A 25,756-nucleotide genomic window follows, 5' to 3' on the forward strand; every position below is an offset into this window, starting at 1 on the left:
CAGTCCGGTCAAGGAAGTCGGGCCGGCGGGCGCCCGGACGGTCGCCCCTGCCCGGGTCCCGTCAGGCCGGGGGCAACCGCAGCCCGAGCAGCCACTCCCGGTTCCCCGCCGGCCCCTCGATGGGCGACTCGGCGTGCCCGAGCACCTCGAACCCGAGGTCGCGGGCCGCCTGCGCGATCCCGTCCAGCGCGGCGCGGCGCTTCGCCTCGTCGCGCACCACGCCCCCCTTGCCGACCTCGCCCTTCCCGACCTCGAACTGCGGCTTCACGAGGAGGATGGCGTCGCCGCCGGGCCGGAGGATCGCCTTCACCGCGGGGAGCACGAGGCGCAGGGAGATGAAGGAGAGGTCGCCGACCACGAGGTCCACGCGCTCCCCGAGGGCGGCCGCGTCGAGGGCGCGCGCGTTCTCGCGCTCCCGGACGACCACGCGCGGGTCGCCGCGCAGCTTCGCGTGGAGCTGGCCGTAGCCGACGTCGACCGCGAACACCCTCGCGGCGCCGCGCTGGAGGAGCAGGTCGGTGAACCCGCCCGTGGACGCGCCGAGATCGGCGCAGACCTTCCCGCGCGGGTCGACGGGGAAGACCTCGAGCGCCTTCTCGAGCTTGAGCGCGCCCCGCGACACGTACCTCTGCGGCGCGGCGTCGTCCTTCAGGCGGATGGGCGCGCCGGGATCGACGAGCGCGCCCGGCTTGTCCACGCGCGCCTCGCCGACGACCACGGCGCCGGCCATCACGAGCGCCTGGGCCTTGGTGCGGGACTCCGCGAGGCCCTTCTCGACGAGGACGACGTCGATCCGCTGCCGCGGAGCCCGGCTCACGCGGCGCCGCGCTCCTTGCGGTCGCCCACGAGCGCCCGGCAGGCGGCGGCGATCGCGTCGGCGTCGATGCCGACCCAGGCGCGCTGCTTCGCCTGCTCCGCGTGCGTGATGAACTCGTCGGGGATGCCGAGCCGCCGCACCGCGAGGCCGCCGGCGACGAGGCCCCGCCGCTCGAAGGCCTCGAGGCACGCCGCCCCGAAGCCGCCGGGGAGGCAGCCCTCCTCGACCGTGACGACGCGCTTCGCGCGGGCCGCCTCGGTGCAGACGAGCTCCTCGTCGATCGGCTTCACGAACCGCGCGTCGACGACGGTGACGGCCATGCCGTCCTTCGCGAGCGCCTCCGCCGCGACGAGTGCGGCCTTGAGGGTCGTGCCGATGGACACGACGCAGACGTCGGGCTTGCCGGCGACGTTGCGGGCGAGGCGCCCCTTCCCGATCTCCAGGACCCGGGGCGGCTCGAGCGCGACGCCCTCGCCGGAGCCGCGCGGGTAACGGAACGCCGCCGCGCCCTCGTGCTGGAGCGAGGTGTGGAGCATGTGGCGCATCTCGTTCTCGTCCGAGGGCGCCATCACGAGGAGGTTCGGGACGCAGCGCAGGTACGCGAGGTCGAACGCGCCCTGGTGCGTCTTGCCGTCGGCGCCGACGAGGCCGCCGCGGTCCAGCGCGAACGTCACCGGCAGCTTCTGCAGCGCGACGTCGTGGATGATCTGGTCGTACGCGCGCTGGAGGAAGGTCGAGTAGATCGCGACCACCGGCCGGACGCCGTCGCAGGCGAGGCCCGCGGCGAACGTGACGGCGTGCTGCTCGGCGATGCCGACGTCGTAGGTGCGGTCCGGGAAGCGCTGCTTCGCCTTGATGAGCCCGGTGCCCTCGAGCATCGCCGCGGTGATGGCGACGACGCGCGGGTTCCGCTCCATCTCGTCGCAGAGCGCGTCGGCGAAGAGGTCCGTGTACGCCTTCACCGTGGACGGCTTCTTCACCGGCTTCCCGGTGGCGACGTCGAAGAACGAGAGGCCGTGGCCTCGGGTCGCCTTGTCCGCCTCGGCGGGCTGGTACCCCTTGCCCTTCGTGGTGATCGCGTGGAGGAGGACCGGCCCGTCGAACGTGGCGAGCTTCTGGAAGCTCTCGACGAGCCCCTTCACGTCGTGTCCGTCGACCGGCCCGACGTAGTGGAACCCGAGCCCCTCGAAGAGGATGCCGGGGGTGACGAGCGCCTTGGTGGCGTTGATGCCGTGGCGGATCATCTCGATGGCCTGGGGGCCCTTCGGGACGCTCGCGAGGAACTCCTTCACCGACTTCCGCCACCGGTTGTACGTGCGGGAGGCGAACTTCTTCGACAGCCACTCGCTCATCGCGCCGACGTTGGGCGAGATGGACATCTCGTTGTCGTTCAGGACGACGAGCAGGTCGCGCTTGAGATAGCCGGCCTGGTTCAGGCCCTCGAACGCGACCCCGCCGGTCATCGCGCCGTCGCCGACGAGGGCGACGACCTTGCCCGGCGCGCCCGTCATCCGCTTCGCCTCGATCATGCCGAGGGCGGCGCTGATCGCGGTGGACGCATGGCCGACGCCGAAGGCGTCGTACTCGGACTCGTGCCGCTCCGGGAACCCGGCGAGGCCGCCCTCGGTGCGGATCGTACGGAACCGCTCGCGGCGCCCGGTGAGGAGCTTGTGGGCGTAGGCCTGGTGGCCCACGTCGAAGACGAGCTTGTCCTGCGGCGACGCGTACACGTAGTGCAGCGCGACGTTGATCTCCACCGCGCCGAGCGACGAGCCGAGGTGGCCGCCGTTGTTCGCGCAGGTCTGGATGATCTCGGCCCGGATCTCCTCGCACAGCGCGGGCAGCTCCTCGACCGGGAGCTTCTTCAGGTCGGCGGGCGAGGCGATCGTCTCGAGCAGGCGGCCCATGCGTCCTTCCTTTCGTCCCTACTTCTTGCGCGAGAGCACGAAGCGCGCCAGGGCACGGAGCGGTTCGGCGCGGGGCCCGAGGGGCGCGAGCGCCTCGAGGGCCTCCGCGAGGAGCGCCTCCGCGCGCCGGCGCGCCTCCGGGATTCCCACGATCGCGGGGAGCGTCGACTTTCCCGCGACGGCGTCCTTCCCGGCCCGCTTCCCCAGCGTGGCGGTGTCCGCGGTCAGGTCGAGGAGATCGTCGGCGATCTGGAACGCCAGGCCGAGCGCGAGCCCGATCGGGCGAACCCGGTCGGTCACCGCCGCGAGCGGCACGCCGGCGCAGAGGGCCCCGCCCACGACGGACGCCGACAGGAGCGCGCCCGTCTTCGTCCGCATGAGCTCCATCACCGCCGGCTCGTCCAGCTGGGCGTGCTCGCCGTCCATGTCCCGGGCCTGGCCCTCGACCATCCGGAAAGCGTCCTCCGCGAGGATCCGCGCGAGCTGCGGAGCCCGCGGATCGTCGGACGCGAGCAGGTGCGCGAAGGCGAGCGACTGCAGGCCGTCGCCGACGAGGATCGCCGTCGCCTCGTCGAAGGCCTTGTGGACCGTCGGCCGGCCGCGGCGGAGGTCGTCGTCGTCCATGGCGGGCAGGTCGTCGTGGACGAGCGAGTAGGTGTGGATCGACTCGAGCGCCACGGCGAACCGGAGCGCGAGCGGGTCCGCGGGGTCGCCGCCCCACGCCTCGCAGGCGGCGAGGACGAGGGCTGGGCGGAGCCGCTTCCCGCCGCCGAGCAGCGCGTACTTGATGGCGGCGGCGAGCCGGGGATGGCCGGGGTGGGCGTCCGCGAGGGCCGCGAGGCGGGGCTCGAGCCGCTCGGCCACCGACCGGAGGAAGGTCTCGATGGAGAACGCGTCGGACAAGGTGGGAGACCTTCTATCACAAGGCGGCCGGGGGGCTGGAGATGCCCTGAAGCGGCGAGGCCACAGGCCTCAGGGGGGCCGCGGGGTTCGCCGGACCGTCACGCCGGCGCCGGCACCGCCCCGGCGCGCTGGTCGAGGATCTCGCGGATCCGGGAGACGAGCCGGTCCATGTCGAGCGGCTTCGGGAAGTAGTCGACCGCGCCGGCCTCGATGCCGGCGCGCTCGTCCTCGACGCTCTTGCGCGCAGAGATGAAGATGACCGGGATGTCCCCGAACGTGGGGTTCTTCTTGATCGCCCGGCACAGCTCGAACCCGTCGATCCAGCTCATCATCACGTCGAGCAGGATCACGTCCGGGCGATCCACGTGCATCGCGGAGATGAGCCGCAGCCCGTTCGCCGCCTGGCCCACGTCGAACCCCTCGAGCTCGAGCGCGAGCGTGAGCATCTCGCGCGTGTCGCGGTCGTCGTCGACGATGATGACCTTCGGCTTCTTCATGCGCTCGTCGGCCGGCATCGCGTTCACGAGCTCCGGCCGGCGTCGAGCGGCACCGTCTCGTCCTCGCCGTCGGCGCTGCGGACGAGGAGCTCCACCCGGCGCTCCGCGTCGTCCAGCTTCCGCGAGGCTTCCTTCGCGAGCCTCACGCCCTCGGCGAACTTCTCGATCGACTGCTCCAGGTTGAGCTGCCCCGACTCCAGCTCGCCGACGACGTGCTCCAGCCGCGCCACGAGCGCGTCGTACGCCTCCTCTCGCGCCGCCTGGGCCCGGATCTCGGTCTCTCGCTCGCTCGCCACGCGACCTCCGAACTCATGTCATTAACGGCGCCGCGAATGGGGGTCAACGGGCGCCCCGCCCGAGCCGGTCGAGCCGGCGTCCCTCGCGGGCCCACCCGACCGTCCGGGCAGCGGGTCGTCGCCCGTCCGCACCCCCTCGGCGCGTGCGTCGACCCACCCCTCGCCGAGCGCGATCCGGAGCGCGTCGCCTTGCTGGACCGCCGCGCTCGACGTCACCAGGTGCCCCTCGCGGAGCACCAGGGCGAACCCGCGCGCGAGGAGCTTGGCGACGTTGGCGGGCTCGAGGCGCGCCGCCAGCCGCTCGACCCGCAGCCCCTCGCGCCGGAAATACGCCGCCTGCCACCGGCCGAGGCGGACCACCGCGGCCTCCATCCGGGCGCGCAGCGTCCGGAGCTGGGCACGGGGCTCGCGCCGGGCGAGACGGGCGCGGAGGGCGTCCAGCGCCGCGCGCTCGCGGCGGCGCGGGCCGCGCACGGCGGCCTCGCCGCGGTGGAGGAGGTCGTCGAGGCGGTGCCGCTCGCGGGAGAGGAGGTGGGCCGGGTCCGCGAGCTCGGCCCGGAGCGCGCGGAGCGTGCGGCGGCGCGCGTCGACGGCCGCGGCGAGAGCGCGGTCTAGGCGCGCACGGAGCTGCGCGCCTCGGGCGACGAGCTCGTCCCGGACCGGCGCCACGAGCTGGGCGGCGTGGGTCGGCGTGGCGGCGCGGACGTCGGCGACGAGATCGGCGACGGACACGTCGGTCTCGTGGCCCACCGCCGAGACGACCGGCACGGGGCACCCCGCGATTTCGCGCGCGAGCCGCTCGTCGTTGAACGCCCAGAGCTCCTCCTGCGAGCCTCCGCCGCGCGTCACCACGATCACGTCGACGCCGGCCCGGCAGAGGCCACGGACCGCCGACACGACCGTCATCGCCGCCCCCTCGCCCTGGACGCGGCAGGGAGCCACGAGCACCGGCAGCCCCGGGAACCGGCCGTGGAGGACACGGAGGAAGTCGCGGAGCGCGGCGCCGGTGGGGCTCGTCGCGACGCCGACGCGGCGGGGCAGGAACGGCAGCGGCCGCTTCCGCGCGGGATCGAGGAGGCCGTCCGCCTGGAGTCGCTCCTTGACCTGCTGCAGGAGCACCGCAGCGGCGCCGGCGCCGCGCGGCTCGACCTCCTGCACGACCAGCTGGTACTTGCCGTGCGGCGGGTAGATCTCGACGAACCCGCGGGCGAGGACCTGCTGTCCCTCCTCGAGCTCGAAGACGAGGCGCCGCGCCTGCGACGCCCAGAGCACCGCCCCGATGACGGCGTCGTCGTCCTTGAGGGAGAAGTACACGTGACCGCTCGACTGCCGGCGCAGGTTCGCGACCTCGCCCGCGACCCAGACGTCGCGGAACTTCGGCTCGACGGCGTTCCGGAGCGCGCGGGTCAGCTCGCCGACCGAGAGCGGCCGCGCCATGCTCCGCCCCGGGGGCGGCTCGGCGGTGGCCGTCGCCGCCGCCGGGCGGACGGAGGCCGGCCGCGCGCGCTCGGCCTGCGCGCGCTCGGCCTGGGCGCGCTCGAAGAGGTCGCCCGTGGTGCCCGCGGGCGGCTTCGCGGCGCGGCTCACCGCCGTCGCCCCCCCGCGTGCGCGGCCACGCGCTGCGGCTCCCGCGCCTCGGCGAGGACCCGGAGCAGCTCGTCCACGTCCTCCTGCCGGCGCAGCCGCCACTCGGCGAGGGTCGGACCCTTCCCGACGTGCACCCCGAACACGAGCGGCGGTCCGACCGCGAACACGTCCTCGTCCGTCACGTCGTCGCCCGCGTAGAGCGCCGACTCGAGCCCGAGGCGCGCCACGAGCGCGCGGACCGCGTCGCCCTTGGACGGGAAGTCGTGCGGGAGGACGTTCAGCACCTTCTTGCCCGGGATGAGCCGCGTGCCCTGGAGCTGGTTGGCGGCCTCGTAGACGGCGCGCCCGGACGATTTCCAGGCGCGAGATAATCCGTAATGGACGGCGAGGGTGGAACGCTTGTCCTCGAAGTGAACACCGGGGACCCCCGCGAGGGTGGACTCGAGCTGCCGCCGCCAGCCGCGCACCTTCCGGAGCACGGCCGGCGGCACGGGCACCGGGTGGCCGAGCTCGAACCCGTGGTTCCCGACGACGTGCGGGACGAGCCCGCCCACGAACCGGTTCGTGTCCCGCCATGCGCGCCCGGAGACGACCGCGACGGGGTACCGCTCCGCGACGCGCGCGAGGAGCGCGCGGGTCGCCTCGCGCATCGTGGCGCCCGCGGGATCCTTCACGAGGGGCGCGAGGACACCATCGTAGTCGAAGGCGAGGAGCACCTTCTCCGGCGCCCCTTCGCCGACGAACCGGGCGAGCGCGGAGCGATGGCGGGGATGTAGCAGATCCTTCATCGGGGCCTCGCGCGAGAGGCCGGAGTCTACACCCGCACCGCCGGCGCCGCTCGCCGTGTTGTCGTCTTCGCCGGAGAACGAACGTAGAATCGCGCCGTGCCACGCATCCTGCTCGCCGAGGGTCACCCGCCCACGCGCGAGTTCGTCGCCCGGAGCCTCTCCGACGCCGGCTTCGAGGTCCTCGTCGCCGACGACCCGCAGCGCGCGTACGAGCTGTACGCCGCCCGCCGGCCGGACGCGGTGGTGGTCGGCGCGTCCATCGCGGACGGTGGCACGGCGCTCGCGGAGCGGCTCCGCGCGACGGACCCGCGCGTCGTGCTCGTCGCGGCCGACCAGGAGCACCTCGGGAGGGCGCGCGGTCTCCAGGCGATGCTCCCGCTCAAGGCGAACGCGTACGTCGCCGACCCGACCCGGCGCGAGCTGGTCGAGAAGCTCCAGGGCCTCCTCTCCCGGGCCTCCGGGGCCGCCCGCCCGCGGTCCCGCGGGGTCGCGGCGCTGCTCGCCCGCGAGCCGTCGGCCCGCGGCGAGGTGAAGCCGGGCGTCGTCGCGCGACTCCTGCACCAGATCTGGCGCTCGCTCTCCGAGGGCGTCCTCGCCCTCGAGGACGGCGGCGCGGAGCGGCGCGTCTTCTTCCTCCGCGGCGTGCCGGTGGCCTGCGAGTCGGACGATCCCGCCGAGTCGCTCGTGCAGTGGCTCTTCGACGGCGGGCGCCTGGACGAGGCCGCCCGGCAGGCGGCCCTCGAGGCGATGGCCGGCGGCCTCTCCGCGGGCGCCGCGCTCATCGCCGCCGGCGTGCTCGAGCCCGGCGAGCCGCTCCAGGCCACGGTGCGCGCGCACCTCAAGGCGGCGGTGGTCCGCGTCGTGGCCCAGAAGGAGGGCCGCTGGCGCTTCCACGCGGGCGCGGAGTTCGCGCCGGAGGTGCAGCCCGTCGAGCTGCTGCCGCTCCAGCCCATCCTGGAGGGCGCCCGGGCCGGCATCGCCGCGAAGCACTTCGCGGACGCGCTCCGGGCCGTCACGGACGCCTACCCGGTCCGGAGCGGCGACTTCCAGCAGGTCCTCCCCGCGGCCGGGCTCGGCAGCGCCGACCTCCGCCTCGCGCTCGGGCTCGACGGGCGGACCCGGACGCGGGAATGGCTCGAGGCGCGCCGGGGCGAGATGAAGGACGCGCTCTCGCTGCTCTGGTTCCTGTCGATGGTCGGCGCCGTCGCCTTCCACGAGGCTCCGGAGGCGGACGACGGCTACGGCCGGGCGCCGCCGCGGCGGCGGAAGCCCCTCCCCGCCGACCGCGCGGAGGCAGTCCGCCAGGCGGCGCTGCAGATCCTGCCCGGGACCTACTTCCACGCGCTCGGGGTGGACGTCGCGGTGGACGCGGCCGAGGCGGAGCGCGCGTACCAGGCCGTCGCGAGCCGGTTCCACCCGGACGGCTTCGCGGAGTACGACGTCGGCGACCTCGAGGACCTGCTCGCGGCGGTGCAGGACAAGGTCACCGCCGCGTACCGCGTCCTCTCGAACGACGAGAGGCGGCGCGCGTACCTGTCGTTCCTGCTGCTCCGGTTCGAGCTCACCGGCGTGCGCCGGCCGGGGATCGACGTCGACGCCGAGATCGCCCTGAAGCGCGGCGAGCGCGCGCTCGCGGCCCGGCGGAACGCCGAGGCGGTCCAGGCGCTCCGGCAGGCGGTGGAGCGGAACGCCAAGGAGCCCGAATACGCGGCGATGCTCGGCTTCGCGGAGCTGTTCGACCCGGTGCTCCCGCGGTCGGAGCGGATCGCCGAGGCGCGGCGGCAGGCGCGCCGCGCGCTCTCCCTCGCGCCGGATCACCCGCGGGCCACCGCGGTGCTGGCCCTCGCCGAGGAGCAGGGTGGCGACGCGGCCGAGGCGCGCCGGCTGGTGCTGGCCGCGCTCAAGGCCCACCCCGGGAGCGAGCTCCTGAAGCAGGTGCTGCACCGGCTGAACCGGGTCGGGTGAGGCAGGCCTCCGGCCTCAGGGGCGGAGCTCGGCGGCAGCGCGCGTCGCGCCGGCCATCGCCGCCTGCCCCGCCTCGCCCTTGCGCACGACGTCCGCGAGCGCGGCGATGAAGTCGGGCCGCGTCCCGAGCGCGGGCACGCGCCGGTAGAGGCGCGCGCCGCCCTTCTCGGCGGACTCCTTCGCGAGGATGTCCATGTCGTAGAGCGTCTCGAGGTGCTCGGACACGAAGGCGATCGGGACCGTGACGATCACCCGATCCCTCGCGTTCGCCGCGAGCCACTCGACGGTGTCCGGGCCGAGCCACTTCGTCGGGCCGACGCGGCTCTGGTACGTGACCTGCCAGCGCGCGACGCCGGCGCGCCGCGCCGTCTCGCGGGACGAGAGCTCGATGTACTGCGGGTACGGGTCGCCCTTCCGCACCTGGCTCATGGGCAGGCCGTGGGCGCTGAACACCACGAGCACGCGATCGCGCAGCTCCGCCGGGACCTGCGCGACGGTCTCCCGCACCGCCGCCGCGGACGCGTCGAGGTAGCCCGCGTGATCGTGCCACGTGCAGATCTCCGCGAGCGGCCGGTCCTTCGGCCAGAGCCGGCGCAGCTCGACGAGCGAGGACCACGTGGTCGCGTTCGCGTACTGGGGGTAGAGCGGGAGCGCGACGGCCCGCGTCGCCCCGGCGGCGAGGGCATCGCGGACGCCCTCCTCGGTGTTCGGGTGCCCGCAGCGCATGGCGAGGTGGCAGGAGTAGCCGGGGCCGAGCGCCCCGGCGAGGGCCCGCGCCTGGGCCTCCGTCCCCTCCACGAGCGGCGACTTCCCGCCGATGAGGGCGTACTTCTCCGCGGACGACGGCGCCCGCGTCTTCGAGATCAGCTTCGCGAGGAGCGGCCGCAGCGGCCCGAAAGGCGCGGAGATGACGAGCGGATCAGAGAACAGCTCGTAGAGGTACGGCTCCACCTCGTCGAGGTTCCTCGGACCGCCGAGGTTCATCAGAAAGACGGCGGTGTGGGCCATGCGTCCCCCGCGTGCAGGCGCGCTAGACGGTCCGCGAGAACTGCTTCTTGCCGTCCGCCTTCTTGAGGTACGCGTCGAACAGCATCGCGACGTTGCGGACGAGGAGCTGACCGAGCGGCGTCACCTTCAGCACGTCGCCGTCGAACGTGACGAGCCCGTCGTCCTGCAGCTCCTGCACGCCGCTCTTCAGGTCCGACTCGAGCGCGGCGCGCGCCTCGGAACCGAACTTCTGCCCGATCTCGCGGAGGTCGAGGCGGAGCAGGCACATCACGCGGTTGATGGCGAACCGGCGCATCACGTCGTCCTGCGACATCGACGCGCCGCGCTCCACCGGCACCTTCCCGGCGAGGACGTGCGCCTCCCAGTCCTTGAGCTTGTGGGCGTTCTGGGCGTACGCGCCGCCGATGTCCGAGATCGACGTCATCCCGAACGCGACGGTGTCGTCGGCCGGACGGACCGTGTACCCCTGGAAGTTGCGGTACAGGTAGCCGCCGGTCTGCGCGACCGCGAGCTCGTCCGACTCGAGCGCGAAGTGGTCGAGGCCGATGAGGCGGTACCCCGCCTTCGTGAACGCCTCGACGGCGCCGAGGAACAGCTCGACCCGCTGCTCGGTCTTGGGCAGCGCCTCCTGCGGCAGGAGCCGCTGGTGCGGCTTCGACCAGGGCACGTACGCGAACCCGAACACCGCCATGCGGTCCGGGTGGATCGCGAGGATCCGCTCGAGGGTGCTCTTCCAGGTGTCGGGCGTCTGGTAGGGCAGGCCGTAGATGAGGTCGAGGTTCACGCCCTTGAAGCCGTTGTCGCGGGCGGCCTGGACGAGGTCGGCGGTCTCCTTCTCGCCCTGGATCCGGCCCACCACCTCCTGCACCTTCGCGTCGAAGTCCTGGACCCCCATCGAGATCCGGTTGAAGCCGAGCTTCGCGAGGACCTCGATCTGCGACTTCCGCGTGATGGCGGGGTCGATCTCGATGGCCTTCTCCGCGTCCTTCGTGAACGTGAAGTGGCGCGCGAGGATGTCGTGGCAGCGGACGAGCTGCTTCTCGTCGAGGAAGGTCGGCGTGCCGCCGCCCCAGTGGAGCTGGCTCGCCGTGCGCCGGTCCTTCAGGCGCTCGGCGACGAGGGCGACCTCCTTCTCGAGGACGTCGAGGTAGCCGTCGGCGCGGCTCCGGTCGTGCGTCGCGATGACGTTGCAGCCGCAGAACCGGCACATCTCCCGGCAGAACGGGAGGTGCACGTAGATCGAGAGCGGCCCCTTCTCCTGGTCGGCGCGGGCGAGGTGGGCCTCGTACTGCGGCGCCTTGAAGGCGTCGGTCCACTCCGGCGCGGTCGGGTAGCTCGTGTAGCGGGGCCCGGGCCGGTCGTACTTCTTGATGAGCTCCCAGGAGGGGATCTGGATCACGCGCCTCGCCTCACTTCCAGGTGAACGCGTGCACCGCGTCCACGACGGCCTTCACGGTCTCCGTCGGCGTGCCGACCTGGATCCCGTGGCCCAGGTTGAAGATGTAACCGGGCCTCGGGCCTGCCGCCCGGAGCATCGCCTGGGCGCGAGCGACCGCGTTGTCCTTCGGGCCGAGCAGGAGCGTCGAGTCGTAGTTGCCCTGGATCGCGACGCCGGGCACCCGCGCGCGCGCGTCCTCGATCGGGATCCGCCAGTCGACGGAGATCACGTCGTACCCGAGCTTCGCGATCCGCTCGAGGTGGCTCGTCGTGCCGGTCGAGAAGAAGATCGACGGGACGCCGGTCTTCTTCACCGCCTCGGCGATCCGCGCGAGGTGCGGGAACGCGAACTCCTCGAGGTCCTCGCGCGCCAGCTCGCCGAGCCAGCTCTCGAAGATCTGCGCGGCCTCCGCGCCGGCGGCGATCTGCGCCTGGATCTGGACGATGGCGGCCTGCGTGAGCTTCTCGAAGAGCGCGTGGGCGGCCTTCGGGTCGGCCCAGAGCATCGTCTTGAGCCGCGTGAAGCCCTGGCTCCCGCCCTCGACGACGTAGCTCGCGACCGTGAACGGCCCGCCGACGAAGCCGATGAGCGGCACGCGGCCGGCGAGGCCCTTCCGGATCGCCCGGACGCCATCGAGGACGTAGGGCAGGTCCTTCTGCGGATCCGGGATCTTCAGCGCGTCGACGTCGGCGCGGGTCCGCACCGGGTTCGCGATCTTCGGCCCGCCGTCGCCCTTCCCCTTCTCGCCCTTCTCGAACGACAGGTCGAGCCCCATCGCCGGCAGGTGGACGAGGATGTCGGAGAAGAGGATCGCGGCGTCGAACCCGAACTCGTCGATGGGCGCGAGCGTCACCTGCGCGATCAGCTCCGGCGAGCGGCAGAGCTCGAGGAAGCTGACGTTCGCGCGGACGGCGCGGTACGAGGGCTGGTAGCGACCGGCCTGGCGCATCATCCAGACGGGGATGCGGTCGACGGGCTCGCGGCGGCAGGCGGCGATGAACCGGTGGGTCATAGGGGGTCCGCATCTTAGAACAGCTCGCGGACGTAAACACTCCATTAGGGAGGACAGGGGGTCGCGACCGGGCGGGCGGGCCGCCCGTCGGCGGGCGGTCCGCTTTCGAGCCTTCTCGGCCACCGGATGGGATCTCCCTCTCCCCCCGAGGCGAAACGGCATGACGCGCCCGGGACTCCAAGATGGGCGGCCGTCCCCGCCTGAGTGGGCGGCCCGCTCCGTGGGCCGGGCCGGTCCTTCGCGGCGGTGCTCGGGACGCGGGACTTTGGCGGTGTCGATGACCGAACGGGTCCGTGCGCGCGGGGCCGGCGCACGTCCGCTCGTGCCAGCCGCGACAGCATCGACGGCGGCGGCGGTGGCGATGCCGCTCGGCGGCTGTCACGATCCGTGACAGGCCGGCTGACGTACTGCGGGCCGTTCCGTACGAAACGCCCGGTCCCTGCGCTCCGGCGCGAAGGCCCATCCCGGCTGTCTCCGCTCCAGTGGGCGACCGGGCTGCTGGCGGTTGTGGGTAGACTGGCGCAGCTCGACCCATCTCGCCATCGACGGCCCGGGCGGCGGAGGCCAGATCCCCGGGCCGGAGGCGAAGCGTGGGTGCTCCGGAGTCGCGTCCCCCTCGCGCCCTGCGTGCGCGCGCGGCGAGCGCCTGCGCCGCGCTGCTGGCGCTGGCGGTCGTCCCCGTGCAGCGCGCCGGTGCGGACGAGCCCCTCGCGCCGGGGGGCCATCGCATTCCCCCCGCGGGTTACCTGGCGTACGTGCCGCTCGAGTCCCTCCGCGTGGTGCGGGCGACGGCCGAGTCCGAGCTCGTGCAGCTCTACGGCGACCGCGCGTCCCCCGCCTACGTCGACGAGACGCCGAAGGACGGCATCGACGATGCGCGGGGGAAGCTGCTCCTCGCCCTCGCGGTCCGGTTCTCGCCGTACCTCGTCCGCAACACCACCTCGATCCCCATGGACTGGAAGCGGTTCGCCACGCGGACGAGGAGCTTCCCGCTCCACGTCGACCGCTGGGAGCTGTCGACGTCCCCCGAGCAGCTCGTCCGGCGGGAGCAGATCGATCTCGACGCGCTCCGGGCCCGACCGTGCCCGAGGTCCGATCCCGACGCGGCCCCGCTCCTCGACGACTGCGCCCTCGTGAGGCTGCTGCAAGAGCTCGATCCGGACGCGCCCCGGGACGAGCGCGCGCGCACCCTCGCCGACGGAGCGCGACGCTCGCCCTTCACGGTGCTGTACCTCGACTTCCCGGGCGACGATCCCGAGAGCTGGAAGGCGGAGTACGAGGCCGACTTCGGTGGCCAGCTGCGGCGCGAGTACCAGGGGTTCAAGAAGGCCTACGTGCACCCCTTCGTCGTCGCGGCCGCGCGGGGCGGCCTCGAGCTCGTCCTCCAGTACTGGCTCTTCTATCCATTCAACGACGGCGCCAACAAGCACGAGGGGGACTGGGAGCACGTCAACGTGGTGGTGAGCCCCCGCTCGCGCGTGGGACAACCGCTCTCCGCGGCGGACCTCGGCGCCATCCTCTCCCGCGATCCGCACGGGCTCGACGGCGACGATCCGCTGGTGATCGCGCGGATCGAGAACTTCCTCCACGGGAAGGTCTTCGTCCTCGACTTCACGGCGCCGAACGTCTATTCGCCGCGGGCGGCGTGGGAGGCGCAGATCGCCAGCCATCCGCCCGATCGGCTCGGGGAGCGCGAGCTCCTCCGCGACGTTCGCGCCCGCGCCTATGCGGACCGCGAGGAGCGGGTGGTGAACACGCACCCCATCGCGTTCATCGGCGCGGACAGCAAGGGGCCCGAGCTGCTCCTGGCCGGCCCCGGAGCCCGGAACCGGGACTCCCACGCCACGTACCCGTTCCACGGAACGTACACGGAGGTCGGCCCCGGCGGCGCGACGGAGGACATCCCCTCCACGTTCGACCTCTGGCGCCACACGGGAAAGGGCGCCCTGCCGTGGCCTGCGAACGTCGAGCGGTTCGACGATCCGGCGAGCCTGGAGATCATCCCGGACTGGGAGCGCGTCCGCGACCTCGCGAGATCCGACCCCGACGTCCGCCGCGAATGGAGCTGGCTCTTCCTGCCCATCCGCTGGGGCTATCCCGCCGTCCCGTCGCCGCTGGCGGGCGTCGTGGGTCACGCCGAGACCGGGAACCTGTCGCCGCCGGGACCCGCGTACAACGGTGGCTGGAACCGCACCGGCGCCGCGGGCGGCTTCGAGCGCTACGATCCCAACCGTTACTCCTCGCTCTTCCCGCTCTCCCCGGTCGACGCGTTCCAGAACGACTTCGGGTTCCTCAACGCGCCCGTGGTCGTCTTCACGGTCCTGCCTCCCTTCGACCTCCTCTACCGGCTGGTGTGGCGGCCGCTGCGCGCGCTGATTGGGCCGGCGCCGTCGCCGGTCTTCCTCCCGGCCGCCCCCGTCCAGCGTCGCATCGTGGGGATCTCCGTCGGCGTCTTCGTGAACGCGCTGCCGAGCTCCGTCGGCGCGGCGTTCGTCAACTCCGCGCAGCTACCGGACATCGACCGGCACCTGGCGGCCGCTGGGATCAGCGGCCCGGTGACCACCTCCACCACGGCCGACACCGCGCCCTACCCGTCGTTCCAGGTGCAGTTCTATCTCACCCCTCGCCTCGTCTCGCAGAACACCTTCCGCTACTCCCGCAACACGATCGACGTCGCGGTCCTCCCGACCAGCGCGAGCGGCGCGGCGACCCTCAGCGGATCGCTGCAGATGTACGAGTACGCGGGGAGCGTCCGCTTCAACCTCCTCACCGGGCGGATCCAGCCGTTCCTCAAGGCAGGCTACGGGTACAGCTGGTATCGGCTGCAGGGCGTGACGGTCGACGGCCAGAAGATCGATCCGCCCAGCTCGCCGTTCCTGCACAGGCCGTCCTTCTGGCCCAACACCTTCCATTACGGCATCGGGATCGAGGCGAACCTCACCGAGACGGAGGCGCCGTTCACGGGCGTCGGCATCGGCCTCAAGCTCGAGAGCAACGTGTTCACGCACTCGCTGGGCCTCGCGCTCCACGACAACGCCCGGCTCGGGCTCGTCGCCGACGCGTCGGTCACCCGGCCGAACGTGGACCTCGCCCTGGTCCTGAGCTTCTGACGGCGGGGCGCGACCTCGATCGCCGCGGCCCCCGGGCGCGCGCTCCCCCTCCGTGCACTCCGCGCGATCTGCGCGGTCAGCTCTCCGCGCCCTTCTCGCCGTACCGAAGCGGCACGTAGTCGCAGAACGGCTCCTCTGCGAGCCGGTCGCCGTGCACCGCCTCGGCGCGGGCCCGACAGCCGCCGCAGACGTTGAGGTACTCGCAGGAGCCGCAGCGCCCCTTGTAGCTCTCGAAGTCGCGCAGCTGCTGGAACAGCGGCGACGTCTCCCAGATCTCCTTGAAGGGCTTCTCGCGGACGTTGCCGGCGCTCGCCGCCATGTACGAGCACGCCTGCACGTCGCCGAAGCAGTTCACGAGGCAGATGGTCTGGGCGGCGATGCAGCCCTTGCCGCCGCCGGTCGAGAACGAGAGCGAGCGTCGCTCGAGCCGCTCGTCCTTCGGCCTGGCCTTGTTCTTCTGCAGGACGACCCGGTAGTAGTGCGGCGCGCACGTGGGCCGCATCAGCAGCTCCGGCTCTTCCTTCTCGGTCTCGTAGTGCCAGTCGAGGAGCTTGTTGTAGTCCTCGGTCGACACGAGCTCGTTCATGATGTCGGCCCCGCGGCCCGTGGGCACGATCATGAACATGTACCAGGCCCTGGCCCCGAGCTCCTTCGCGAGCGCGTAGACCCTCGGGACCTCGTCCTGGTTGCGCTTGGTGAACGACGAGTTCACGAGGAACGGGATGCCGTGCGCCCGCAGCCGCTGCGAGGCCCGGATCGTGGCGTCGAACGCGCCCGGCGCCTGCCTGAAGTCGTCGTGGGTCCTGGCGGTGGCGCCGTCCAGCGACAGCGACACCATGCGGATGCCGGACTCCTTCATGCGCTCGCAGGCGGCGTCGTCGACGAGGAGGCCGTTCGTCGCGATGCACATGCGGAGGCCGAGGCCGGTGCCGTGCTTCGCGATCTGCCACAGGTCGGGGCGAAGGAGCGGCTCGCCGCCGGAGAGCACGAGGACGGGCTTGGCGTAGGCGGCGAGCTCGTCGAGGAACTTCAGCGCCGCGGCGGTGTCGAAGCCGCCCGCGGCGGACGACAGCTCGGACGACGAGCGGCAGTGGACGCAGCGGAGGTTGCAGCGGCGCGTGATCTCCCACGCGATCCACTTCGGCACGAACTCTTGCTGACGCGACATGTCTCGATAGCCTTTCACGAGGCGACGATCCGGACAAGGGGAGCCCACGGATCGCGCGCCCTCACCCGCCCAGCGCAGCCGACGCAGCCGCCGCGCTCACGCCGGCGACCCGGACGGTCTTCCTCCGCCCCGTGTCCCCGCGGGCGATCACGACGTCTGCCTTCCGGACCCCGAGCGCGTCCGCCAGGAACTCCACGAGCGCGGCGTTGGCCTCGCCGTCCACCGGCGGCGCCGCGAGCTGGATCTTGAGGCGGCCGTCGTGCTCGCCGACGACCTTGGTGCGCGACGCGCGCGGCTGGACGAGCACCTCGAGCACCACCCCGCCCGCCTCGTCGCGCGCCCACGCCATCACGAGAGACCGAGGAGGACGATCTTCGCCCGGTCGGCCTTCTCGACCATGACCGGGAGATCCATCACGAGCGTCGCGCCCGCCTCGACGGCGAGCACCCGCCCCTTCGCCTCGCGGATCGTGTCGACCGTGTCCGGGCCGACCGCCGGCAGGTCGAAGCGCCGGTCCTGGCCGGGCTTCACCGCCTTCGCGACCACGAACCCGCCGGAGCGCGCGAGCTCGCCGCCGCGGCGAATGCACGCGTCGGTGCCCTCGAGCGCCTCGACCGCGAGCGCGACCCGGTCCTTCACGACGACGGTCTGCCCGAGGTCGAGCCGCCCGATGCCGCGGGCGAGCTCGAGCCCGTAGCGCGCGTCCTCGAGCTCCTCCGCCGTCGGCTGGTGCCGGCCCATGACGCCGGCGGTCGCGAGGCGATCCTGCAGGTACGGCGTCGGATCGGTGATCGGGACGCCCTCCTCCTCGAGGAAGCGGGCCATGGCGCGGAGCAGGTTGTCGTCGGAGCGGATGGCCACGCGCGCGAGCACGCGGATGCCGGTCGCGTCGAGCATCGCGTCGGCGAAGAAGCGCCGCTTGGTGATGGCGCCGAGCATGACGCTCTGCGTGGCGCCGCCGGCCTTGAGCCCCTCGAGGAGGTGCCCGATCTGCCCGAGCTTCACCCAGGTGATCGCGTCCACCGCCTCGGCGAGGGCCGGATCCGTCTCGTTCCGGTGCGCGACCGCCACGACGCGGTGCCCGGCGCGGCGGGCGCTCTCGGCGAAGAGGAGCGGGAACCGGCCGCCGCCGGCGATGAGGCCGATCGTCGACATGCCCTACCGCGTGATGCCGCGCTGGGAGCCCTTCAGGAAGGCGATGAAGTGATCGGTCTCGGGGTGGCCGGCGAGCTCCGCCTCGAGCTGCGCGATCGCCTCGGCGAGGCCGAGGTTCGAGCGGAACACGATCTTGTAGGCCTGCTTCACCCGGCCGATCTGCTCCTCGTTCATCCCGGCGCGCTGCATGCCGATGGTGTTCAGGCCCGCGAGCTCGGCGCGGCTCCCCGCGACGGTGCAGTAGGGCGCGATGTCCATCGCGACGCCGGTCATCCCGCCGACGAAGGCGAGGCGCCCGATCCGGCAGAACTGGTGCGAGGCGGAGAGGCCGCCGAAGTGGACGTGATCCTCGATCAGCACGTGCCCGGCGATCGCGACCGAGTTCGCGATGATCGCGCCGTCGCCCACGTTGCTGTCGTGGCCGATGTGGCTGTTCGCCATGAGGAGGCAGCCGGAGCCGATCCGGGTGACGCCGCCGCCGCCCACGGTGCCGAGGTTCACCGTCGCGAACTCGCGGAACGTGTTCCGGTCGCCGATCTCGAGGGTGGTCGGCTCGCCCCGGTACTTGAGGTCCTGCGGGACGCCGCCGATCACGCAGTGCGAGAAGAAGCGGTTGCTCGCGCCGACGGTGGTGCGGCCGGTCACGACCGCGTGCGGCGAGACGACGTTCCCGGGGCCCATCTTCACGTGGGCGCCGACGAACGCGAACGCGCCGATCTCGCAGGTCGGATCGACCAGCGCGCCCGGCTCGACGACGGCGGTGGGGTGGATCGCCACGATCGGTGCCCTCCGGTTCCTAGGACTCGCGGTCCGCGAGCATCGCCATGAACTCCGCCTCGGCGACGACCTGGCCGTCGACCCGCGCGGTGCCCTGCTGCTTCCAGACCGCGGCCTTGTGCTTCGTCACCACGACCTCGAGCTCGAGCCGGTCGCCCGGGACGACGGGCTTCCGGAACCGCGCGCCGTCGATGCCCATGAGGTAGGTGATCTTCTGGTTCGTCTCCTCGGGCGTGAGCGAGAGGCACGCGAGGAGCGCCGCCGCCTGCGCGAGCGCCTCGAGGATGAGGACGCCGGGCATCACCGGCGCGCCGGGGAAGTGGCCCTGGAAGAAGGGCTCGTTCATCGTGACGCCCTTCAGCGCCACGAGGCGGGCGTCCTTCTCGAACGAGACGACGCGATCGACGAGGAGGAACGGCGGGCGGTGCGGCAGCAGCTTCTGGATGCCCTCGACGTCGAGGACCGGCTTCGGGGGCGTCTCGGTGCTCATGTCCCGTCCTTCTTCTCGGCGCGGAGCCGCTCGACTTCCTTCTTGAGCTCGCGGAGCTCGCGGCGCATCTCGGTGAGGCGATCGTACACGGCGGCGTTGCGCGCCCACTGCACGTCGGGCTTCGCGGGCGTGCCCGCGACGCGCGCGCCGGCCTCGACGTCCTGGGCGACGCCGGCCTGCGCCTTCAGCTCCGCCCGGTCGCCGATGGTTAGGTGGCCGACCACGCCGACCTGCCCCCACGCGACCACCCCCATGCCGAGCTTGGTCGAGCCGGAGATGCCGACCTGCGAGGCGAGGATCGAGAGCGGCCCGATCTGCACGTTGTGGGCGATCTGCACGAGGTTGTCGATCTTGGCGCCGCGGCCGATCCGCGTCACGCCCAGCGTCGCGCGGTCGACGCAGGTGTTCGCGCCGAGCTCGACGTCGTCCTCGACGACGACGATCCCCACCTGCGGGAACTTGTAGTGGCGCGGCCCCTGCCCCTCCCCCTCCATGTCGAGGGCGAAGCCGAAGCCGTCCGAGCCGATGACGCAGCCCGGCTGCAGGATGACGCGGTTCCCGACGACGCACCGCTCGCGGATGACGACGTTCGGGTAGACGAGGCAGTCCTCGCCGATCCGCGCGTGCTCGCCCACGTGGACGCCGGGGAAGAGGATCGTCCGCGCACCGATCTCGGCGCCGGCGGCCACCGTGGCGAGCGGCATCACCTGCGCGCTCGGGTGGATCTTCGCGCCCGGGTGGACCACCGCCTCCGGCGCGACCTCGGGGACGGGCTCGATGGGCGGGTGGAAGAGCGTCGAGATCTTCGCGAAGGCGAGGTACGGGTTCGCGGACCGGAGCACGGTCTTGCCCGGCGGGACGGCCTCCGCCGTCCCGACCACCACGGCGCCGGCGCGGGTCGCCTCGAACGCGCGGCGGTACTTCCTGTTCGAGAAGAACGAGAGCTGCGCGCCCGTCGCGTCCTCGAGGGGCGCCACGCCCTCGATCCGGAGGCCGCCGTCTCCGTGCACCTCGCCGCCGACGCGGGAGGCCAGCTCCGCGAGCGTGAACGTCACGGCGTCACTTCTTCCCGGCGGTTGGGGCGGGCTTCGCGTCGGACTTCTTGGCGGCGGCGGCGGGCGCCGGCGCGGCGCCGCCGGGGTGGCGCGCGTTGTACTTGCGGACGAGCTCGTTCGTGAGGTCGAGCGCCGGCTGGGCGTACACGATGCCGGCGTCGCCGCGCTCGAGGACCATCGTGAAGCCATCCGCCTCGGCGATCTCGCGGACCACCGACGTCATCTTGTCGATGATCCCGCGCATCACCTCCTGCTCGCGGCCGGACAGGTCCTTCTGGAGCTGGACGAACAGCTGCTGCAGGTCGGCCGCCTTCTTGTCGAGCTCGGCGGCCCGGTCCTTGCGCGCCTGGTCGTTCATCAGCGAGGCCTGCTTCTCGAAGTCGGCCTTCGACTTCTCGAAGTCGGTCCGCCTGGCGTCGAGCTGCCGCTGCTTCTCGTCGAAGTCCCGCTTCAGGACGGCGACGGCGGCCTTGCCCTCGTCCACCTCGCGGATCGCCCGCTGGAGGTCGACGAAGCCGATCTTCGTGTCGGCCCGGGCGGCGGGTGCGGCGAGGGCGAGCGCGAGGACGGCGAGTCGGAGGATCTTGCGCATGGCGTGCTCCGGGTCTGCTGCGATCAGAATCAGAAGAAGTTGCCGATCGTGAACTGGAAGTCGAGCGGCTGGTCGATGTAGGCGTTCGTCTGCTTGTCGCGCCGCCGATCGAGCGGGACGCCCCACTCGAAGCGGAGCGGGCCGATGGGGCTGAGCCAGCGCACCCCGAACCCCACCGACTTGTAGAGCGAGAGCGGCACGGCGGGATCCGAGAACTTTCCCTGCGGGAAGGAGTTCCCGGCGTCCGCGAAGAGGACGCCCCGCACGCCCACCTTGTCGAAGATGGGGAACTCGAGCTCGAGGTTCAGGATCGCCTGCTTGTCGCCGCCCACGGCGATGTCGCAGCCGCCGCTGGCGGGGTTGTTCGAGTTGCAGCCCACCTCCTGCACCGGCGAGAGGGAGAGGAACCGGTAGCCGCGCACGGAGTTGATGCCGCCCACGTAGAACTTCTCGGAGATGGGGACCGGGTGGTCCTTGTCCCACTCCTTGATCCAGCCGAGCGTGAGCTTCGAGCGGAAGATGAGGCCGAGGAAGATCGGCCGGTAGTAGCGGGCGTCGACCGCGTAGCGGGTGAAGAGGTTCACCTCGTCGCCGAAGATGAACGAGGGCGCGAGCGCCGGAGGCGCGAACTCGGCGCTGGCGGACGTGAACCACCCGTTCGACGGGAAGAGGCGGTTGTCGCGCCGGTCCCACTGGAGCGAGAGGCGGACCGAGCTCGTGGTCCCGGACTTGAACTGGTTCGCGAGGAGGAAGGCCGAGTTCGAGGAGGACACGTTCACGCGCTCGTTCGTGTACGTCGCGAAGAGGCGCATGTCCTCGAGGCGCCGCGCGAAGCTCCACCACGGCGCGAGGCCGGAGAGCTCGTAGCCCCAGGTCATCGAGCCGCCCACCGCGCGCCGCGTGAAGGTCGTGTACAGGCCCTCGGTCGCGTACAGGTCGAACGCGAAGGTCCACCGCGTGTCGAGGAAGTACGGCTCCACGAACTGGATCTGCCCGAGCTGCCGGATCGACGACCACTGCACCTGCAGCGAGAGCGTCTGGCCCCAGCCGAAGAAGTTGTTCTGGCTGATCTGGCCGGTGAGGATGAAGTTCTCGTATGACGAGAAGCCCGCCCCGATCTGGAACGTGCCGGTGGCGCGCTCCTTCACTTCGACGACGGCGACGATCTTGTCGTCCGCGCTCCCCTTCTTCGTCGTGATCTCGACCGTCTCGAAGAAGCCGAGGGCGTTGACGCGCTGCTTCGACACCTTGATGCCGGTGCCGCTGTACAGGTCGCCCTCCGCGATGCGCAGCTCCCGGCGGATCACCTTGTCGCGCGTCTTGTCGTTGCCGACGACGTCGATGCGCTCGAACGTGACCTTCGGCCCGGGCTCCACCTCGAAGTCGACGTCGAGGATCCGGGCCTTCGGATCGGTGTTCGTGACCGGGATGACGTTCGCGTACGCGTACCCGAGGTCCTTGTAGACGTCGCCGATCGCGAAGAGGTCCGCGCCGATCTTCGAGCGCTGGAAGAGCTCGCCCTCCTTCGAGCGGAGGATGCTCCGGAGGACCGGCTCCTGGTCGAGGAGCTGGCCGGAGAACTTGATCTTCCCGATGTCGTACTTCTCGCCCTCCTCCACCGGGATGGTGATGAAGAGGTACCGCCGGTCCGGGGAGAGCGCGACGGAGGGCTTGCCGACCTTCGCGTTCACGTACCCGCGATCCATGTAGACGAACTGGACCGCCTGGAGGTCGTGCTGGAACGCGTCCTCCTTGTACGTGCCCTGCGCCGAGATGAACGAGAGGAGGCCGCCCTCCTGCGTCTGCATGAAGGGCGTGATCTCTTCCTTGGGGATGTGCGCGTTCCCGATGAAGCGCACCTCCTTCACCTGCACCTTCGCCTTCTCGGCCACGTCGTAGAAGACGTCGACCTGGTTGTCGGGGAGCTCGCTCAGCCGGTACTTCACCTCGGCGAGATAGAAGCCTTTCTCGACGTACTTCTCCTGGATCTTCTTCACGTCCTTGCGGACCTGGGTGAGATCCAGGATCGAGAACGGCTTCAGCTCGACGGCCTCCTTGAGGTCGTCCTTCGACAGCTCCTCGTTCCCGACGATCTTCACGTCCCGGACGGTGGGGCGCTCCGTGACCCGGTAGACGAGCACCGGAGCCGTCTCGACGTTCTCGACCTCGACGACGACGTCCGAGAAGAACCCGAGCTTCATGATCGCCCGGATGTCCTTGTCGATCTTGTTCGGGTCGAGCGGCTCGCCCTTCTTCTGCGAGATGGCGGCGCGGATCGCGTCGACCTCGACGCGGCGGTTGCCCTCGATCCGGACCTCCTGGACGAGGGGCTCGTCGGCGCGGGCCGGCGGCGCCACGGCGAGGGCGAGCGCCGCGAGGACGCTCAGGGCGAGGAAGGCGCGGGCACGCGTCACGGAGCCGGTCACGGAGCCGGCGAATCTAGACCGGGGGACCGAAAACCTCAAACACTCTCGTGACCCACCTCGCCCCACCGACGCGCGTGCCGGGGACGCGCCGGCGCCGATCACGCCAGGCGCCCCTGCACGAGCCGGAGCCGGCGCGGCAGCGCCGCCGCGAGCCGCTCGTTGTGCGTCACGACGACGGCGGTGACGCCCATGCGCGCGTTCAGATCGGCGAGCAGCGCGTGGATTCCCTCGGCGGTCTGCGGGTCGAGGTTGCCGGTCGGCTCGTCGGCGAGGAGGAGCTTCGGCTCGAGGCAGAGCGCGCGGGCGAGCGCGACGCGCTGCTGCTCCCCGCCCGACAGCTCTCCGGGCTTGTGGTCCATGCGATCCGCGAGGCCGACCAGGGCGAGCATGTCCGTCGCGCGGCGGCGCGCGTCCGCGCGGGAGACCCGGCGGATGAGCGCCGGCATCATCGCGTTCTCGACGGCGCTGAACTCGGGCAGGAGGTGGTGGCTCTGGAAGACGAAGCCGATGGTGTCGTTCCGGAACTCCGCGAGCGCGTCCTCGCCGCGGTCGAACACGTCCTCGCCGTCGAACAGGATGCGCCCCTGGGTCGGGACGTCGAGGGTGCCGAGGAGGTGGAGGAAGGTGCTCTTCCCGGCGCCGGAGGGGCCGGTGAGCGCCACGAGGTCGCCGCGGGCGATCTCGAGGTCGATCCCCCGGAGCACCTCGAGGCGCTTGTCGCCCATGAGGAAGGTCTTCCCGAGCCCCTCGATGCGGACGAGCGGCGGCGCGGTCGTCATGGGCTACTCGCTCCGGAGGCCGTCCACGGGGTGGAGGCGCGCGGCCTTCGTGGCCGGGTAGAGGGTCGCGAGGTACGAGAGGACGAGGGCGGCGAGCGCCACGAGCGCGAACTGGGCGGGGTCGATGACCACCGGCAGGTTCGAGATGTAGTAGACCTCGGGGTCGAGCGGGATCCCGACCTTGTCCACGAGGAGGCAGGTCCCGAGCCCGAGGATGAGGCCGAAGAGCGTGCCGACCGCGCCGATCACCAGGCCCTCGGCGACGAAGATCTTCATCACGCTCGGCACCCCGGCCCCCATCGACTTGAGGACCGCGATCTCCCGCCGCTTCTCGAGCACCTGCATGATGAGCGTCGCGATGATGATGAAGCTCGCGACGAGCACGATGAACCCGAGGATCACCGCCATCACCACCTTCTCCATCTGCAGCGCGGAGAAGAGGCTCCGGTTCAGCTCGCCCCAGTCCTTCGCCCGGAACGGCCAGCCTCCCAGCGCGTAGACGATCCGCGCCAGCACCGGCTTCGCCGCGTCCACGTCCCGGACCTTGATCTCGAGCCCGGTGACGGTGTCGCCGACGCCGAAGAACCGCTGCGCCTCGGCGAGGTCGAGGTACGCGAACTTCGCGTCGTACTCGTACATGCCGCTGTAGAAGATGCCCGCCACGCGGAACGGGCGAGCCTTCGGCTGAGGCCCCGCCGGCCCGAGGTCGCCGAACGGCGAGACGACGTTCACCTCGTCGCCCACGAACACCCGGAGCGAGTGGGCCAGCTCGCGGCCGATGACGATGCCGGGCAGGACGCGCCCGGGCCGCGGGCGCTCCGCGCCCGGCTCGTCCGGCGGGCGCGTCGCCGGCGACGGGATCCTGTCCGGGTGGACGAGGAGATCGAGGCTCCCGTCCTGGATGCTCCCGGGGAGGTCCGTGACCGTGCCGATCGTCGCGACGTCCACGCCCTTCAGGATCGCGCCGGTCAGGTTCTGGCCGGTCGAGAGCATCACCTCGTTGTAGAGGAACGGCGTCGCCCCGACGACGTCCTTCACCCGGAGCGCCTTCTCGCGCGCGGCCTTCCAGTCGCCGAACTCGTCCTGGCCGTAGGTGAGCACCATCCCGTGGGCGGTGTGGCCGAGGATCTTGTGCTTCAGATCGGCCTCGAACCCGCTCATCACCGACAGCACCACCGTGAGCGCCCACACCCCGATGGCGACGCCGCCGATGGAGATGAGCGTCATGAGGAGCGTCGCCGGCATCCGCGGCCGGCTCCACAGCTCCCCGCGGCGGTAGGCGCGCCGCTCCTTCACGTCGCGCACGAGCGACCAGACCAGCGCGAGGAGGAGGCCGGGGACGAGCCCGGTCACGACCATCGCGAACAGCGCCGCGAGGGTGCGCGGCGAGAGGCGGAGGTGGCTCCGCGCCACGAAGAGCTCGTACGACAGCGACGCGTCCAGGCGTCCCGAGCCGGCGAGCAGGTACGCCACCGACGCGCCGGCGAACACCGCCGTCGCCGCGAGGGCGCCCGCGCCCAGCAGGCCCAGCACGACCACGAGCGTCCCCTGCGCCTCGAGCGCCTGGATCGCGGCGACGCCGCCGCGGAGGCGCGGGAGCGCCACGACGAGGGCGACGACGCCCGTCCAGAGCAGGCTCGCGACGGCGATCTCGTAGAAGGCCAGGCGGCGCGAGAGCCAGGCGGCGGTCCCGCCGACCGTCGCGGCGAACCCGACCGCGACCAGGGCGGCGAGGCCGGTGGCGAGCCCGGCGGGGAGCGCGAGCCGATCCGCGAACAGGACGTGGACGAGCGGCGCGATCACCGCCGCGCCGAAGATGCCGGTCACCGCGAGCAGGAACGCCGGCACGGAGAAGACCGGCGGCGCGGGGTGGCCGGCGCCGTGCGGCGCGGGCGTGGCGCCGGCGGCCGGCGGCGCGGTGGCCGGGGCCGGGGGGGAGGTCGTCTCGGAGGGGGTGCCTGGCACGATGGGCCGGCGGCCTTGGGC

The 25,756-nt window shown here is 72.2% G+C and carries 22 protein-coding genes; 2 read left to right on the plus strand and 20 right to left on the minus strand.

What is annotated here, in order from left to right:
• Positions 1-61 precede the first annotated feature (61 nt).
• The 7 genes from AMOR_RS05185 to otsB all read right to left on the minus strand — a co-directional run bounded on the left by AMOR_RS05185 (position 62) and on the right by otsB (position 6,795).
• Positions 62-817, minus strand: a complete 756-nt coding sequence (locus AMOR_RS05185) for a TlyA family RNA methyltransferase (RefSeq protein ID WP_248359172.1) — start codon at positions 815-817, stop codon at positions 62-64.
• Positions 814-2,724 carry a 1-deoxy-D-xylulose-5-phosphate synthase gene (dxs, locus tag AMOR_RS05190; RefSeq protein WP_248359175.1) on the minus strand — a complete coding sequence of 637 codons (1,911 nt, stop codon included), beginning with the start codon at positions 2,722-2,724 and terminating at the stop codon, positions 814-816. Before dxs ends, AMOR_RS05185 begins: the two co-directional genes overlap by 4 nt.
• 18 nt (positions 2,725-2,742) lie before the next feature.
• The gene (locus AMOR_RS05195) at positions 2,743-3,627 is read right to left on the minus strand and encodes a polyprenyl synthetase family protein (RefSeq protein ID WP_248359178.1); all 885 of its coding nucleotides are present in this window, start codon (positions 3,625-3,627) and stop codon (positions 2,743-2,745) included.
• A 98-nt stretch (positions 3,628-3,725) separates the two neighbouring features.
• Positions 3,726-4,124 (minus strand): response regulator transcription factor, encoded by a 399-nt coding sequence (locus AMOR_RS05200; RefSeq protein WP_248359181.1) that lies wholly within the window; start codon positions 4,122-4,124, stop codon positions 3,726-3,728.
• A gap of 23 nt (positions 4,125-4,147) precedes the next feature.
• Positions 4,148-4,420: an exodeoxyribonuclease VII small subunit gene (gene xseB / locus AMOR_RS05205; RefSeq protein WP_248359184.1), complete on the minus strand. Its 273-nt coding sequence runs from the start codon at positions 4,418-4,420 to the stop codon at positions 4,148-4,150.
• Positions 4,421-4,441: 21 nt separating this feature from the next.
• Positions 4,442-6,007: an exodeoxyribonuclease VII large subunit gene (gene xseA / locus AMOR_RS05210; RefSeq protein ID WP_248359187.1), complete on the minus strand. Its 1,566-nt coding sequence runs from the start codon at positions 6,005-6,007 to the stop codon at positions 4,442-4,444.
• Positions 6,004-6,795: a trehalose-phosphatase gene (otsB, locus tag AMOR_RS05215; RefSeq protein WP_248359190.1), complete on the minus strand. Its 792-nt coding sequence runs from the start codon at positions 6,793-6,795 to the stop codon at positions 6,004-6,006. The genes xseA and otsB overlap by 4 nt, the downstream gene beginning before the upstream one ends.
• A 96-nt stretch (positions 6,796-6,891) precedes the next feature.
• Between otsB and AMOR_RS05220 the strand changes: the two genes are divergently transcribed.
• On the plus strand, positions 6,892-8,760 hold the full coding sequence (locus AMOR_RS05220; protein ID WP_248359194.1) for a DUF4388 domain-containing protein: 1,869 nt from the start codon (positions 6,892-6,894) through the stop codon (positions 8,758-8,760).
• Positions 8,761-8,775: 15 nt separating this feature from the next.
• Here AMOR_RS05220 and hemH read toward each other — a convergent pair whose 3' ends face one another.
• Genes hemH through hemE form a run of 3 tightly spaced genes read right to left on the minus strand, consistent with a single transcriptional unit; the run spans position 8,776 to position 12,218 of the window.
• The gene (hemH, locus tag AMOR_RS05225) at positions 8,776-9,768 is read right to left on the minus strand and encodes a ferrochelatase (RefSeq protein WP_248359197.1); all 993 of its coding nucleotides are present in this window, start codon (positions 9,766-9,768) and stop codon (positions 8,776-8,778) included.
• 22 nt (positions 9,769-9,790) lie between these two features.
• Positions 9,791-11,167, minus strand: a complete 1,377-nt coding sequence (hemN, locus tag AMOR_RS05230; protein ID WP_248359199.1) for an oxygen-independent coproporphyrinogen III oxidase — start codon at positions 11,165-11,167, stop codon at positions 9,791-9,793.
• A gap of 10 nt (positions 11,168-11,177) precedes the next feature.
• Complete coding sequence (gene hemE / locus AMOR_RS05235) at positions 11,178-12,218, minus strand: uroporphyrinogen decarboxylase (RefSeq protein WP_248359202.1); 1,041 nt, start codon at positions 12,216-12,218, stop codon at positions 11,178-11,180.
• Positions 12,219-12,808: 590 nt separating this feature from the next.
• Between hemE and AMOR_RS05240 the strand changes: the two genes are divergently transcribed.
• Positions 12,809-15,328 carry an outer membrane protein gene (locus tag AMOR_RS05240; RefSeq protein WP_248359205.1) on the plus strand — a complete coding sequence of 840 codons (2,520 nt, stop codon included), beginning with the start codon at positions 12,809-12,811 and terminating at the stop codon, positions 15,326-15,328.
• Between the two features lie 76 nt (positions 15,329-15,404).
• On the opposite strand, the gene AMOR_RS05245 is transcribed toward AMOR_RS05240, so the two are convergent.
• The 10 genes from AMOR_RS05245 to AMOR_RS05290 all read right to left on the minus strand — a co-directional run bounded on the left by AMOR_RS05245 (position 15,405) and on the right by AMOR_RS05290 (position 25,735).
• Positions 15,405-16,496, minus strand: a complete 1,092-nt coding sequence (locus tag AMOR_RS05245; RefSeq protein WP_248359207.1) for a radical SAM/SPASM domain-containing protein — start codon at positions 16,494-16,496, stop codon at positions 15,405-15,407.
• Positions 16,497-16,557: 61 nt separating this feature from the next.
• Positions 16,558-16,845 (minus strand): DUF167 domain-containing protein, encoded by a 288-nt coding sequence (locus AMOR_RS05250; protein WP_248359210.1) that lies wholly within the window; start codon positions 16,843-16,845, stop codon positions 16,558-16,560.
• Positions 16,845-17,651 (minus strand): LpxI family protein, encoded by an 807-nt coding sequence (locus tag AMOR_RS05255; protein ID WP_248359213.1) that lies wholly within the window; start codon positions 17,649-17,651, stop codon positions 16,845-16,847. The genes AMOR_RS05250 and AMOR_RS05255 overlap by 1 nt, the downstream gene beginning before the upstream one ends.
• 3 nt (positions 17,652-17,654) lie before the next feature.
• Positions 17,655-18,428 carry an acyl-ACP--UDP-N-acetylglucosamine O-acyltransferase gene (gene lpxA, locus AMOR_RS05260; protein WP_248359216.1) on the minus strand — a complete coding sequence of 258 codons (774 nt, stop codon included), beginning with the start codon at positions 18,426-18,428 and terminating at the stop codon, positions 17,655-17,657.
• A gap of 19 nt (positions 18,429-18,447) precedes the next feature.
• The gene (gene fabZ / locus AMOR_RS05265) at positions 18,448-18,918 is read right to left on the minus strand and encodes a 3-hydroxyacyl-ACP dehydratase FabZ (protein ID WP_248359218.1); all 471 of its coding nucleotides are present in this window, start codon (positions 18,916-18,918) and stop codon (positions 18,448-18,450) included.
• Positions 18,915-19,973, minus strand: a complete 1,059-nt coding sequence (gene lpxD / locus AMOR_RS05270) for a UDP-3-O-(3-hydroxymyristoyl)glucosamine N-acyltransferase (RefSeq protein WP_248359222.1) — start codon at positions 19,971-19,973, stop codon at positions 18,915-18,917. The genes fabZ and lpxD overlap by 4 nt, the downstream gene beginning before the upstream one ends.
• A 4-nt stretch (positions 19,974-19,977) precedes the next feature.
• On the minus strand, positions 19,978-20,565 hold the full coding sequence (locus tag AMOR_RS05275) for an OmpH family outer membrane protein (protein ID WP_248359225.1): 588 nt from the start codon (positions 20,563-20,565) through the stop codon (positions 19,978-19,980).
• Positions 20,566-20,594: 29 nt separating this feature from the next.
• A complete protein-coding gene (gene bamA / locus AMOR_RS05280) occupies positions 20,595-22,991 on the minus strand; it encodes an outer membrane protein assembly factor BamA (protein WP_248359228.1) in 2,397 nt (798 codons plus the stop codon).
• 98 nt (positions 22,992-23,089) lie between these two features.
• Positions 23,090-23,770 carry an ABC transporter ATP-binding protein gene (locus tag AMOR_RS05285; protein ID WP_248359231.1) on the minus strand — a complete coding sequence of 227 codons (681 nt, stop codon included), beginning with the start codon at positions 23,768-23,770 and terminating at the stop codon, positions 23,090-23,092.
• Between the two features lie 3 nt (positions 23,771-23,773).
• Positions 23,774-25,735: an ABC transporter permease gene (locus AMOR_RS05290; protein WP_248359233.1), complete on the minus strand. Its 1,962-nt coding sequence runs from the start codon at positions 25,733-25,735 to the stop codon at positions 23,774-23,776.
• Between the last annotated feature and the right edge of the window lie 21 nt (positions 25,736-25,756).

This window comes from Anaeromyxobacter oryzae (assembly GCF_023169945.1).
Taxonomy (GTDB): Bacteria; Myxococcota; Myxococcia; order Myxococcales; family Anaeromyxobacteraceae; genus Anaeromyxobacter; species Anaeromyxobacter oryzae.

Bases quoted from the DNA above. Each gene is read 5' to 3' on its own strand.
- dxs (WP_248359175.1), bottom strand. From the start codon at position 2,724: ATGGGCCGCCTGCTCGAGACGATCGCCTCGCCCGCCGACCTGAAGAAG.
- AMOR_RS05200 (WP_248359181.1), bottom strand. From the start codon at position 4,124: ATGAAGAAGCCGAAGGTCATCATCGTCGACGACGACCGCGACACGCGC.
- otsB (WP_248359190.1), bottom strand. From the start codon at position 6,795: ATGAAGGATCTGCTACATCCCCGCCATCGCTCCGCGCTCGCCCGGTTC.
- hemH (WP_248359197.1), bottom strand. From the start codon at position 9,768: ATGGCCCACACCGCCGTCTTTCTGATGAACCTCGGCGGTCCGAGGAAC.
- hemE (WP_248359202.1), bottom strand. From the start codon at position 12,218: ATGACCCACCGGTTCATCGCCGCCTGCCGCCGCGAGCCCGTCGACCGC.
- AMOR_RS05245 (WP_248359207.1), bottom strand. From the start codon at position 16,496: ATGTCGCGTCAGCAAGAGTTCGTGCCGAAGTGGATCGCGTGGGAGATC.
- AMOR_RS05250 (WP_248359210.1), bottom strand. From the start codon at position 16,845: ATGGCGTGGGCGCGCGACGAGGCGGGCGGGGTGGTGCTCGAGGTGCTC.
- AMOR_RS05255 (WP_248359213.1), bottom strand. From the start codon at position 17,651: ATGTCGACGATCGGCCTCATCGCCGGCGGCGGCCGGTTCCCGCTCCTC.
- fabZ (WP_248359218.1), bottom strand. From the start codon at position 18,918: ATGAGCACCGAGACGCCCCCGAAGCCGGTCCTCGACGTCGAGGGCATC.
- AMOR_RS05275 (WP_248359225.1), bottom strand. From the start codon at position 20,565: ATGCGCAAGATCCTCCGACTCGCCGTCCTCGCGCTCGCCCTCGCCGCA.
- AMOR_RS05285 (WP_248359231.1), bottom strand. From the start codon at position 23,770: ATGACGACCGCGCCGCCGCTCGTCCGCATCGAGGGGCTCGGGAAGACC.